The sequence below is a fragment of the Terribacillus saccharophilus genome (genome assembly GCF_002272075.1).
Lineage (GTDB): Bacteria > Bacillota > Bacilli > Bacillales > Amphibacillaceae > Terribacillus > Terribacillus saccharophilus_A.
In genome coordinates this window covers 1-12,927 of sequence record NZ_NPBJ01000013.1, presented here as the reverse complement: position 1 = coordinate 12,927, position 12,927 = coordinate 1, and the positions used below count along the sequence as shown (strand labels likewise).

The 12,927-nt window shown below is 42.8% G+C and carries 10 protein-coding genes and 1 other annotated feature; of the genes, 9 read left to right on the top strand and 1 reads right to left on the bottom strand.

The window, feature by feature from the left end:
* Nucleotides 1–659: 659 nt before the first annotated feature.
* The 5 genes from pdxA (at nt 660) to CHH48_RS06135 (ending at nt 6,200) form a co-directional block, all read left to right on the top strand.
* Nucleotides 660–1,667: a 4-hydroxythreonine-4-phosphate dehydrogenase PdxA gene (gene pdxA, locus CHH48_RS06155; protein WP_217903020.1), complete on the top strand. Its 1,008-nt coding sequence runs from the start codon at nt 660–662 to the stop codon at nt 1,665–1,667.
* Between the two features lie 186 nt (nt 1,668–1,853).
* Nucleotides 1,854–2,294, top strand: a complete 441-nt coding sequence (locus CHH48_RS06150; RefSeq protein WP_176466389.1) for a YhcH/YjgK/YiaL family protein — start codon at nt 1,854–1,856, stop codon at nt 2,292–2,294.
* Between the two features lie 22 nt (nt 2,295–2,316).
* Nucleotides 2,317–3,480: a sialidase family protein gene (locus tag CHH48_RS06145; RefSeq protein ID WP_095218278.1), complete on the top strand. Its 1,164-nt coding sequence runs from the start codon at nt 2,317–2,319 to the stop codon at nt 3,478–3,480.
* A 382-nt stretch (nt 3,481–3,862) separates the two neighbouring features.
* On the top strand, nt 3,863–5,146 hold the full coding sequence (locus tag CHH48_RS06140) for an SLC13 family permease (protein ID WP_095218277.1): 1,284 nt from the start codon (nt 3,863–3,865) through the stop codon (nt 5,144–5,146).
* Nucleotides 5,147–5,222: 76 nt separating this feature from the next.
* Nucleotides 5,223–6,200, top strand: coding sequence for an alpha/beta hydrolase (locus tag CHH48_RS06135; protein WP_095218276.1), 978 nt, complete (start codon nt 5,223–5,225; stop codon nt 6,198–6,200).
* Nucleotides 6,201–6,300: 100 nt separating this feature from the next.
* Here the strand turns inward: CHH48_RS06135 and CHH48_RS06130 are convergent, their stop codons facing one another.
* Complete coding sequence (locus CHH48_RS06130; protein ID WP_095218275.1) at nt 6,301–6,870, bottom strand: tRNA (mnm(5)s(2)U34)-methyltransferase; 570 nt, start codon at nt 6,868–6,870, stop codon at nt 6,301–6,303.
* 182 nt (nt 6,871–7,052) lie between these two features.
* On the opposite strand from CHH48_RS06130, the gene CHH48_RS06125 reads away from it, so the two are divergent.
* From CHH48_RS06125 to CHH48_RS06110, 4 genes are all read left to right on the top strand, one after another.
* The gene (locus CHH48_RS06125; RefSeq protein ID WP_095218274.1) at nt 7,053–8,000 is read left to right on the top strand and encodes a BMP family ABC transporter substrate-binding protein; all 948 of its coding nucleotides are present in this window, start codon (nt 7,053–7,055) and stop codon (nt 7,998–8,000) included.
* A gap of 5 nt (nt 8,001–8,005) precedes the next feature.
* Nucleotides 8,006–9,667, top strand: coding sequence for a methyl-accepting chemotaxis protein (locus CHH48_RS06120; protein ID WP_095218273.1), 1,662 nt, complete (start codon nt 8,006–8,008; stop codon nt 9,665–9,667).
* Between the two features lie 41 nt (nt 9,668–9,708).
* Nucleotides 9,709–9,921: a binding site (T-box leader), on the top strand.
* A gap of 75 nt (nt 9,922–9,996) precedes the next feature.
* Nucleotides 9,997–12,411, top strand: a complete 2,415-nt coding sequence (gene leuS, locus CHH48_RS06115) for a leucine--tRNA ligase (protein ID WP_095218272.1) — start codon at nt 9,997–9,999, stop codon at nt 12,409–12,411.
* 58 nt (nt 12,412–12,469) lie between these two features.
* The gene (locus CHH48_RS06110; protein WP_095218271.1) at nt 12,470–12,775 is read left to right on the top strand and encodes a rhodanese-like domain-containing protein; all 306 of its coding nucleotides are present in this window, start codon (nt 12,470–12,472) and stop codon (nt 12,773–12,775) included.
* Nucleotides 12,776–12,927: the final 152 nt, after the last annotated feature.

Sequence of the window (12,927 nt, the reverse complement as noted above, 5' to 3'; positions counted from 1 at the left end):
ACTTTGTACTATCTGACGGTCAGTCATAGTCTGTATGGATCTGAATGTCTGATTCTGACTTCTGCATAAGCATTTCATTTCCAATGTATTCCTCGGGTGCTGGTTGGACTTCTTCCTAGCTGTAAATATTCCTTTATTACATATATCTTTATTTTTTGAAAGCTTAGCATCTTATTCATCGAAGCTCGTGAGATAAATGGCAATTGCACTATTCGTGAATTGGTGGGTGCTTTTGAGATGGGTTTTTACATCTCCCGGAAGCAATGTATTTTCACAAAAAACCTGTTGATAAATTAAACATTCATATATATAATGGATTTATGAAAGCGTTATAAAATTAATATGTGTTTAAAAAATAAACAAACTTACATAAAGGAAACAGTTATTTAAGGATTAACGTAGCAAAACTAGTGCTACTCACATCTTGAATCGAATTATAAAATGTGTGAAAAGAGGTTACGACAATGCAAAAGTTATTTAAATTTCAAACAGCAGACCAAATCATCGCAGGGCCAAACTCTCTTGAAAGTTTAGGCGAGCAGCTCCAATTATTAGGTACAAGAATACAATCGGTTTAAAATATGTGGTTGCTATTGCTTTCAACATGGCTTTAAAAAAGTCATGTTGAAAGCCACATTATGAACTTCGTGGGAGGGAATATGATGAAGCCGATTATAGGGATTACCATGGGGGATGCCGCAGGTGTGGGTCCTGAGATTATTGTAAAAGCCTTGAGCCATACGGGAGTTTATGATATATGCAGACCACTTGTGATTGGTGATGCGAAAATGATAGAAAGAGCTATACGCGTCACTCAATCTCCTTTAACAGTTGAGACTGTTGCATCTGTCGCTGAAAGTAATTTTGAATTTGGCAGAATTGACTGTATTGATTTGAATCTGCTATCTGCTGACATGCCTTTTGGAGAATTATCACCACAAGCAGGAGATGCGGCCTTTCAATATTTGAAAACGGCCGTTGAGTTGGCTAAGAATAAGGAGATACAATCGATCTGTACTGCACCATTAAATAAAGAAGCCCTTCATAAGGGAGGGCATCTATATCCGGGACATACTGAAATCCTTGCTGAGTTAACGGAAACGGTTGATTATTCCATGATGTTATCTTCGCCAAAACTAAAAGTCATTCACTTAACCACACACGTTGGCCTGATTAAAGCAGTCGAGTCTATCACGCCAGAACGGACATATAAAGTGGTGAAACTTGCTCACGACACTTTAACGCGTGCAGGATATAAAAATCCAAGAATTGCAGTTTGCGGAATCAATCCACATGCGGGTGAAAATGGGTTGTTTGGAGAAGGGGAAGAGGAAGAAAAACTAGTTCCTGGTATAGAGCAAGCATTTGCTGAAGGAATAAATGTAAGCGGTCCACATCCTGCCGACACCGTATTTTTCCGAGCGGTTCGTGGTGATTTTAATTTAATCGTTGCCTGTTATCATGATCAAGGCCATGTTCCAATAAAGGTATTAGGTTTGGAAGAGGGTGTTAACATCACGGTTGGTTTAAATGGAGGTGTTATTCGTACTTCCGTAGACCATGGTACTGCATTTGATATCGCTGGGAAAAATATTGCAGATGAAAGAAGTATGCTTGCAGCAATCCAGTCTGCTGCTGATTTGTCCCCAAAAGAAGTTTTGAAATAAGAATTAGAATAGTCATGATGCAAAATGAGTTTAAGGGGGCTTGGCCCCAAGTAAAAATTTAAACCATAAGTAGCTAACCTGAAGTCTTACTCAAAGCTTTTCAAAAAAGCTTATGTGAAAATGTAACCCCTTACTTAGGAGAAAGAAGTTAGCTCATAATGTCAATACAGAAACGAAGTGAAAAGTGTGATATTCGATTTAAGAGAGAATTTGGTTGAATATAATTCATTAAATCCAAAAATCGGCAACGGATTAAAGAAATTCAATGAAATAGAAATAGATTATAATAAGCGATTTGAATTTGATGGAGGTTATTTGTTCTTTCAGGAAGGAACTACGACTCACATAGATGAAGGGACATTTGAAGCACATAAAAATTATATCGATATTCAAATTGTATTGGATGGATCGGAATATGTAGCATGGGCACCCATTGATCAATTAGAAGTTGACGTTGCATACAATGTCGAAAAAGATGTTGTTCGATTGAACGGCAATCCGGAAACGACCATGAAAATCAATAAAGGCATGGCCTACATTTGTCTGCCTCATGATGGGCATAAAGCTTTAAAGTATATAGATAAAGCGACAAATTACAAAAAAGCAGTAATTAAAATCGAAATTTAAATAGAAAGATAAGGTGAATAGTATGAGTAATAAAATAGTAGTTAACGAGTCAATTCCAAACGGTAAATTGTATCACGATGCATACACAAATATTGATTTTTCTTTGATTCCATCTGGACCATTTTCGACTGCACATGCCCCTACTGTTACAAAGTTGGAAAATGGAGATTTGTTATGTGCGTGGTTTGCAGGGTCATTTGAAGGCAGCCCGGATATTTCAATTGTATTATCGAAATTTGATCATGTATCCCAAGAGTGGAACGAGCCGAAAATTATCTCGCAGGACGATACGCGCAGCGAGCAAAACCCATCATTTTTCCATGCACCAGATAACACAGTATGGGTAATCTATACTTCCCAGGAAGGCAGACAGCCAGATAAAGATAATATGCAATTTACATCAATTATCAAGTATCAAAAAACAAGTGACAATGGCGAAAGCTGGTCTGAGCCAGAAGTTTTGTTCAGCCAGCAAGGAACTTTTGCAAGACAAGCTATTCAAGTATTAAGTAATGGTAGATGGATATTCAGTACTTGGGTATGTGAGGATTCCGAATTTGGTCTAACGAACGATCCCACAGTTATGCATGTGTCGGACGATGAAGGACTGACTTGGAAAGTAGTGCGTATGCCTGATAGTAACGGACGAGTACATGCCAATGTCATAGAATTAGAAAATGGTCATCTAGTGGCATTTATGAGAAGTAGATTCGCAGATTATATTTATAGAAGTGAGTCAACTGATTATGGAGATTCTTGGACAGCTCCTGAGCCAACAACCTTACCAAATAACAATTCAAGTGTAAGCGCAATTAAGCTGGATAACGGTGCAATTGCGATTGCATATAACGCAAATGCAGCTAATAGACCCGAAAAAGGTAAAGTGGCATGGCCTGGATTAAGAAACCCTGTAGTGGTTTCCGTGTCTGAAGATGCTGGTAATACTTGGCCGATTGGACGAATTATTGAACACGCTGAAGGTTTCATCGGATCAGAAAATAAAACGAACAATTCACAGTTCGAATATCCAACTCTTTATCAAGATCCGCAAGGGCACCTACACCTAGTCTACGCGTATAAAAATAGAATGTGTGTAAAATATAATGGTTTTTCAGTTGAGGATATTTACGGTGCAAAGCGTGAATACGAAGGGGTCTACAATCCTACTTCTGGAGAAATTAGCTAAGTAGTAATCACAAGAGCCTGTTATAGCATCATTATCGTACCCACTGTAACTCCTTAGAAATAAGGAGAGACATAGGGGCTGACTCCAATACTCTAGTATCGGTGTGCTGCGTTTGCATAGCAGCCGCAGCACGCTCTCATACAACGCTGTCGCATACCAATTTAGACAACATTGCTTAGTCAAGGTGCGCTGCTCAATTGCAGCAGCACAATCTGAGAATACATGCTCCTAGAATAAATTCTCTGTTGGAGCGGCAAATAATGTAACCGCTTCACTTAGAAGAATGAGCTCGGGATTATTAGGAAGTACACCCCCACAAGAGACTTTAGGAAGTCTTTAAGGTGATGGCGAAGTGTCATCACTTAAGAGAGGAGTAATAAAAATGACATTGGATATGTATCTTGCACTTGGTATCTTGGTGCTGATGATTGTGATGATCATGTCAGACAAATTTGCATTTGGTGCACCACCACTCATAGCGTCCCTTTTACTTGTAGTGACAGGTCTGGCTACAGTTCCCGAGGCTTTTGCCGGCTTTGTAAACTCAAGCGTTATCATGGTCGCCGGCTTTATGGTTGTTATGGCGGGACTAATGAAGACGAGCGTAATTGGTAAGGTTCAAAGTTCTATGCTTGCTTTGGTGAATAAGGGAGGATACAAAAGTTATGCTCTTTTGATTGTAGTAGTTATGTTTGGTGCCAGTTTAGCGGGACCTGGTTCCACGGGATACTATGTACTTATTTTATCTTTAATATCTACAATCCCTTACAATAAAAAAATGCCTACGTCTAAATTAATGATGCCTTTGGGATTTGCAACTAACCATCCTTTGATTCCTTTTAATGTGGCGCTCTTTTATGGTGTTACTGTCAGTGTACTAGAAACAGCTGGATTTACCGGCGGGCTTTCTATGTCTAAGTTTGCTGTCGTGAATTTCATCTTGACCCTTGGCTTTTTGGTATGGGCTTTGGTTGCTTACCGTCTTCTGCCGGATCATCCGATTTCGGAAGATTCTGGTTTTGATGAGGTTGCAGTTGCTTCTGAGATTAATACCATGCCTCCATGGAAAGAATACGCTACGATAGCAGCATTTGTCTTAAGTGTAGCAGGCATGATGCTAATGAATGTGTTTGGCGAAGCGGCTTATGTAATTCCTGGTCTTGCTGGAGCATTCTTATTAATAATTAATGTACTTGACTTCAAGGAAGTTCGAGATAATATGGGAGCGCCTGTCATCCTGTTAATGGCTGGTGTTATCGGGGTTGCCAATGCATTGGCTGAGACTGGATTCACAGCTATGGTAGGAGACTACGTAGCGAATTCATTAGGGACTAATATCAGTCCATTCATGTTAATCTTTATCTTCGCTCTTTTGACTAGCACATGTGCTACGTTTACTGGTTCAAATATGGGTTCTGTATATATCTTTGCGCCAATTGCCATTGCAACGAGTCTGAGTTTAGGGCTTGACCCAACTGCTGCAGCAGTTGCAGTTGTAATATCTGCATGGAACGGCGGCTACATGCCAGTCGATGGTATGCCTGCTATGATCTTAGGTATGGGTAAGTATAAGCTGCCGCAGTTCTGGCTGTTCTCAGTACCTATGTATGTGATTCGTATTTTCGCACTAAGCGTTGGTGCGATGATTATGTTCCCTGTAAGCTGATCATGTAATAATGGTACCTTTCTTATCGACTAAACGGCACTACAAAAGTTGAGATAATTATCGGGAGGAAATATGTATGGGGCAACAACTTTCTAAAGTAAAACCTTTATGTCCGCCAGGTCGTCCGCCGCGTTACGAAGATGTACCCTTTGCAGAGGTCACGCTTGATAATGGAGAGCCATACACACTGAAAATGGATATCTATCAAGATCTTAATCAGAAAACTCCAGGTCCATGCATCATTTACTATTTCGGTGGTGGGTGGATGTATGGAGAATACAAGCAGGTTACCCAAAAAGCAGTATATTGCAGGGAACTTATAAGATTGGTAGAACAAGGATTCACAATTGTATCTCCATCCTACCGCTTGGCTAGTCAGTCTGTTTTCCCAGCATGCATTCATGACTGCAAGGGAGTAGTCCGTTTTTTGAAAGCGAGATCAAAGAGATACAATATTGATCCTGAACGAATTGGAGTGTTGGGGAACTCTGCTGGTGGACATCTAGCAGCGATGGTTGCAATGAGCGCAAATTGCAGAGAAATGGAAGGGGATGTCGGCGGTAACCAAGAATATACGAGTACGGTAAGGGCGGCGGCAATTTTTTATGCGCCATCCGACTTAGTAGAACTCATCAAAAATGATGCGAATGCAGCATTAAAGAATCTGTCTGGAACAGAAGTTGATCATGCGGACAAATCCATGGATACTGTTGTAACCCAAATTCTTGGATATACTGAGCCTGGAAAATCGTTGTTAGATTTGAATAGATTACTGGAAAGCGGCAATACGAGTGAAGGGGATTGGAAGTATATAGAACTAGCCAAAAAATGCAGTCCGATTACATACGCAAGCGCCGATAGTCCGCCGATGATGATTTTGCACGGGGGAAAAGACCCTCTGGTACCGATTGAGCAAAGCGAGAGTCTTTATAAAGCCCTAGTATCTTCTGATGCGGACGCTATGTACCTATCTTCTTCCCAGGCTAATCACGGCCCGACAATGGGGGAGGAAGCTGATCACATGGCATATCAATTCTTAAAAAGCAGACTTTGAGTTTGTGTATACAGCCGAACTTAATCAAGTTTCTTCCATCTGATTGGAAGCCTATATAAAAGAAGCGCGTACCCCGATTGACTAGGGGATCGCGCTTCTTTTATTTCTTCTTCTCAATAGCAATGATGAATGGCGGGGTGTTTTTTTGGTTAAGAAAGCGATACTGCAAGACAGCGTAATGTTTTTGATCATAATCTTTCACGTGAGCAAGCAGTCCTTCTTTTTCGATAGCTCCTTCCGGATGACCATGATAAACAACCAACACGATTCTGCCGCCGGGTTTCAATGCGCGGCGGATTTTCTCAATTGCAGTAATCGTGCTTTCTGCATTGGTGGTAATGGCTTTATTGCTGCCGGGCAAATAACCTAAATTGAAAATGGCTCCAGCGAGCTTTCCTTCATCTTCGGGTGTTATATAATGATCGACACGCTGGTGGCTGTCCAGAATTAGAGTTGTATTCGTTACATCATGCAGGCTCAAGTGCTTGCTTGTCATTTCGATGGCTTGCTCCTGTATATCGAATGCCAGCACCTTTCCTTCTTCTCCGACAAAACGGCTGAGTGCGAGGGTATCATTCCCATTGCCGCATGTTGCATCAATGACTGTATCTCCTGGCTGAGTCACTTGCTCCATCAGTTCGTGTGCATAAGCGATAACGTGTTTTAGCATTTCTTGAATCCTCTCTCTGACAAATTGTTCTCTCTTATTTTTACGCTACCTGTGCTTATTTAGCAAATCAAACCTCTCTATTGTAAAGGAAAATTTACAATTAATTTACCAAATATATGTAGAAACATGTCGATATAAGGACCATAGTAGTAGTGTGAAGAAAGAGAAGGGAGTATATCGACATGTATAAGTGCATCCTAATACCTATTTGTGCCTTGATTCTATGTTATTTATCTGGGTGTGCCGCAAACCCGGCTGCAGCCAAGCTGGATGAAGAAAAACGTATCGGAATCGTTTTGACAGAAGCGGGACTCGGAGATCAAGAATGGAATGATTTGGCGATCGAAGGGTTGACGAAAGCGAGAGACCGACTTGATATCATCTATACATATAAAGAAATTACACCAGAACTAACTTATGAGAAAGCATTACAGGAATTGGCCGATGAAGGCATGGATACAATTATAACTTTGGAAGCAGCGGCAGAAGATGCTGTAGCCAACCAGGCGAAGGCCAATCCTGCTATTACATACATAGCTTTTGAGACGGAGCTGGAAGCTGATAATCTATTCGGCTACGTTTTTGATACAGTGCAGGCAGGTTATTTGGCTGGGGTGGCGGCTGCCGCCGTAACGCCGTCTGGTAAAGCAGGTTTCATTGGTGAGTCGTCCAGTGCTTACCTTGAAGGTTTCAAACAAGGAATTGCAGCTACATCCAAGGAAACCGAACTGCTCGTTCGGGAGACTTCACCGGAAGATAAGGCAGCGGGCAGCAAAGCGGCAAAGGAGTTGATTGCTGAGGAAGCAGATATTCTTTTCGCTGAGCCTGGCGATGCTGGAAAGGCAATGCTGCAGCAAGCAGCCCTCGCGAATATATATGCAGTCGGTGCTGGAGGTGACCAGAGCTATCTAGCTCCTGATAACGTCGTCACGTCTGCTCAGTTGCAAATTGATCATATTGTATTTGATTTTCTTGAACGGTTCTCTAAAGGTGAAGAGCTGCCTGAAGACAATATGGTCGGCTTGAAGGAGCAGGCTGTCGGATTAAGTCCTATTGCTGTTGTCAGTATTACCGACACAGTTGAAGGAAAAGTCCACACAGCGACACAAAAGCTGTTAGAATCGGAGTGAGCTAAATGAAACTGACACGGAAACTATTCCTGCAGGCAGCAGGTACGAGTGCATTAGCATTGGCGCTCATTGCCTTTATCATTTTCAGTATGATAAGAATCAATGCTTCAAGTTATGAGCAAGTTCAGCATCTTCTCCAGCTTCAGCAGTTGGACAGCCAGCTGAATAATGCCGGCCAGGTACTGAGAAATACGACTACAATCCGTACTGATGCGTCAGCGGGGGATTTACGGTCATACATGGAACAAAGCAACTCAAGTTTCAAACAGCTTTTGCAATCATCAGAAGGACAGTCAGCAGCATATCTTGAAGCGGGAAAGGCAAAGTATGATGACTGGCAATGGGAAGTTACGAGTCTTTTGACCAATGTGAATGAGATGGATGCGCTGCGATTATCGAGCCGTGTTCAAGGACTGCTGAATGATATTTATATGGCGAACGCATACAGTACAGCAGCTTATGAGGATGAACAGCTTGCCTTGCAGAATCAGATTACATTTGTAATTGTGGTATCTGTTATTGGGGTAGTGCTGCTCATAGTCATTACAAATTATACATCTCGAAGAACGAGTAAATCGATTGCAGATCCCCTATTAGCACTAGCGTCCAGAACGAACCAAATTGCAGCGGGGGATTTAACGGTAGAGCCGATAGAAAAGACAGGCAGTTTGGAAATCAGTGAGATGAATCAGGCCTTCGGACAGATGACAGAGCAGCTGAAAAATTTAATCGGTTCGATTGAGAAAGCAAGTGATGAAGTAGCTGGAATGTCTGCTGAAATTGATAAAGACAATCAGAATCTGCAGGGACTTCATAAAGAAATTGCTGCTTCAGTTGGTGAAATCACTTCCGGTTCGCAGCGTATTTCCGCCGATCTGCAGCAAACTGTGACTCTGGTAGAACAAATGGACAAGCAAGGAAGTGCGAACAGTACATTTGCTACGGAAACAGTTGCACTTGGCAAGCTTGCATCAGAGGCAGCAGTACGCGGCAGGGAAACTGTACATAATCAGCAGCAGCTTACCGTAAAGAACGGGGAGAGCAGAGATTTAATGGAAGCGTCGCTGCGAGACTTCATCCAATATTCGCAACAGATCGAGCAAATGGTAGCATCGGTATCTTCTGTTGCTGAACAGACCAATCTGCTTGCGCTAAATGCTGCGATCGAGGCTGCAAGAGCTGGTGAAGCGGGGAAAGGCTTCGCTGTTGTAGCAGATGAAATCCGAAAGCTTGCGGATGAGTCCAAATCTTCTGCGGATGCGATTTATCAGACGGTAGGATCAATTCGGCAGGGCACAATGAGTTTATCCGAAGCTGTGCAGTTTGGTCATGAGGTTGCTAAAGCAGAAACCGCTTCTATGGAAAGCATGGAAAGCTCATTCGTGGAAATTGAAGAAAAGTTTCAGTCCATCTCGAATCGGCTGCAGCAAATTCAAAGCGGTAGTGTCCAATCGGAGCGATTGGGCACCGAGGTTCTTGGCAGGGTAGAACAAATCAGCAGTACCCTCCAGGAAAATACTGCAAAAACAGATGTAGTACATCATTCCACCAATGAACAGTATGGAGCCTATGAGCAGCTGGCAATGACAGTCAGGCACCTTGACCGCGTAACACGTGAACTGCAGGATGCTGTTTCGGTGTTCCGGACGGAAGCTGCCGAATCTTGACAAATGTAGCGCAGTTCCGTACACTGGACACAACAATACTGTGAACGATGAGGAGAAGGAGTAGTAGCAAGCTCTGCTTGGTTTAAGAGAGACGGCATTCTGGTGCAAGCCGTCCCGGCATCTTGTGAACTCGCCTTCGTAATTGCAAAAGGGAACTACCAGTACTTTTTGCCGTTTTCCGCGTTAAGGAATGTCGAGCGGGCGCATTTGCGCTAAGTTGGGTGGTACCGCGGGAGAAGTCTCTCGTCCCATTATTGGGATGAGGGGCTTTTTTCTTTGCTTCACGGTCAGAATTGTTCAAGTTGAAGAGAGTACAGGAGGCACACGATATGTCATTCAATCACCATGAAATCGAAAAGAAATGGCAAGCTTATTGGGAAGAAAACAAAACATTCAAAACAGATACTTCCTCTGAAAAAGAAAAGTTTTATGCCTTGGATATGTTCCCTTATCCATCAGGAGCTGGTCTGCACGTAGGACACCCTGAAGGCTATACAGCTACAGATATTCTGTCTCGTATGAAGCGGATGCAAGGCTTTGAAGTGCTGCATCCAATCGGCTGGGATGCTTTCGGATTACCTGCTGAGCAGTATGCGCTGGATACAGGGAATGACCCGGAAGAATTCACGAAAAAGAATATCGCGACTTTCACAAGACAGATCAAAGAACTTGGGTTCTCTTACGATTGGGATCGTGAAGTTAATACAACTGATCCAGAATACTATAAGTGGACTCAATGGATTTTCCTTCAGTTGTATAAAAAGGGACTTGCTTATGTGGATGAGGTAGCAGTGAACTGGTGTCCTGCTCTTGGTACTGTACTTTCCAATGAAGAAGTCATCGACGGAAAGAGCGAACGCGGCGGGCATCCTGTTATCCGTAAGCCAATGAAGCAATGGGTGCTTCGTATTACTGCCTATGCAGATCGCCTGCTGGAAGACTTGGATGAACTTGACTGGCCGGATAGCTTGAAAGAGATGCAGCGTAACTGGATCGGACGCTCGGAAGGTGCGGAAGTAACATTCCGTATAGAAGGCACTGAGGAAAGCTTCGATGTGTTTACAACTCGTCCGGATACTTTGTTTGGTGCTACATTCGCGGTACTGTCTCCAGAGCATCCGCTAGTTGATAAGATCACTTCTGAAGCGCAGCAGACAGCAGTTGAAAGCTACAAACAAGAAGTAGCAGCGAAGAGTGATTTGGAGCGTACAGATCTTGCAAAAGAGAAAACGGGTGTCTTTACTGGTGCGTATGCAATAAACCCGGTTAATGGCGAAAAAATGCAGATCTGGATCGCGGATTATGTACTTATGAGCTATGGTTCCGGAGCTATCATGGCAGTACCTGCACATGATGAACGCGACTATGAATTTGCGAAGACTTTTGATTTGCCGATCAAGGCAGTTATCGAAGGTGCCGATATAGAAAATGAAGCTTATACTGGTGAGGGAGCACATATCAATTCTGATTTCCTTGATGGTATGAATAAACAAGAAGCAATTTCTGCAGCAATCGCATGGCTGGAAGAGAACAAACAAGGTTCGAAAAAAATCAGCTACCGTCTGCGCGACTGGATTTTCAGCCGTCAGCGCTACTGGGGTGAGCCGATTCCAGTAATCCATTGGGAAGACGGTACAATGACAAGTGTTCCCGAAGAAGAGCTTCCGCTTGTTTTGCCGAAAACAGATGAGATTAAATCATCCGGTACAGGTGAATCTCCGCTTGCTAATATTACGGAATGGGTGAATGTCACTGATCCGGAAACAGGCAAGAAAGGGAAACGTGAAACACATACAATGCCGCAGTGGGCAGGCAGCTGCTGGTACTTCCTTCGTTATATCGATCCGAAGAACCCGGAAAAGCTGGCTGATTTTGAAACACTGAAGAAATGGCTGCCGGTTGATGTTTATATCGGGGGAGCAGAACATGCTGTTCTTCACTTGCTGTATGCGCGCTTCTGGCATAAGTTCTTATTTGATATCGGTGCTGTGCCGACTAAGGAGCCTTTCCAAAAGTTATATAATCAAGGGATGATCCTTGGAGAAAATAATGAAAAAATGAGTAAATCCAAAGGGAATGTGGTTAACCCTGATGATGTTATCGAATCACATGGCGCAGATACACTTCGTCTATACGAAATGTTTATGGGACCATTGGATGCTTCCATCGCTTGGTCTGAAAATGGATTAGATGGTTCCCGTCGATTCCTTGATCGTATATGGCGACTGTTCATCACAGAAGCGGGCGAACTTTCAGAGAAAGTACAAGACACAGAATCAGAAGACCTGCAAAAAACGTATCACGAAACTGTGAAGAAAGTGACAGAGGACTTTGAAGCTTTGCGCTTCAATACAGGTATCTCTCAATTGATGGTGTTCATCAATGATTGTTACAAGGCACCTGTCATCCCGCGCGTATTTGCGGAAGGATTCATGAAGTTACTTTCACCAGTTGCGCCACATATCGCGGAGGAACTGTGGAGTAAACTTGGCCACGGGGAAACAATTACGTACGCTGAATGGCCGGTTCATGATGAGTCGAAGCTTGTAGAACAGGAAATAGAGATTGTATTGCAGGCAATGGGTAAGCTACGTGCAAAAGTTATGGTGCCTCATGATGCTTCTAAGGAAGAGCTTGAGAAAATTGCACTTGACGATGAACAAATGAAAAGCTGGCTGGAAGGAAAGACTGTCCGTAAAGTGATTGTCGTACCAGGCAAGCTAGTCAACGTAGTAGCAAATTAATAGTCGGATCCCTTCTGTTTACGGAAGGGATTCTATTTTAAGTAAAGGGGAACTATAAATGCGCAATATACAACCGGAAGAACTGGATGAACTAATTGAAAAAGATACTTCCTCCTATATAGTAATTGATGTACGGGAAGATGAAGAAGTAGAGCAAGGTATGATTCCTGGTGCGGTTCATATCCCGCTTCAGCAGATACCTGAGAAGCTTCCTGAACTGTCGACAGAAGACACATATGTACTTGTCTGCCGCGGTGGTCACCGGAGCATGAATGCTGCTGCATTTATGGAAAACCAAGGTTATGACGTGATTAATATGGACGGCGGAATGCTGGAATGGAAAGGTGAACTCGTCTTTAAATAAGGCGAAGAAATCTATGTGAGGAAGGCGTTCCGACGTTTTCCTCTTTCATATTCTATTTTTCTCCGAAACTAGTGTTGACAGTATCGAAACATGGTGATAGTATATAGTTACTGTCGTAAGGCAGTCATTGATCTTTGAAAACTGAACAAAAC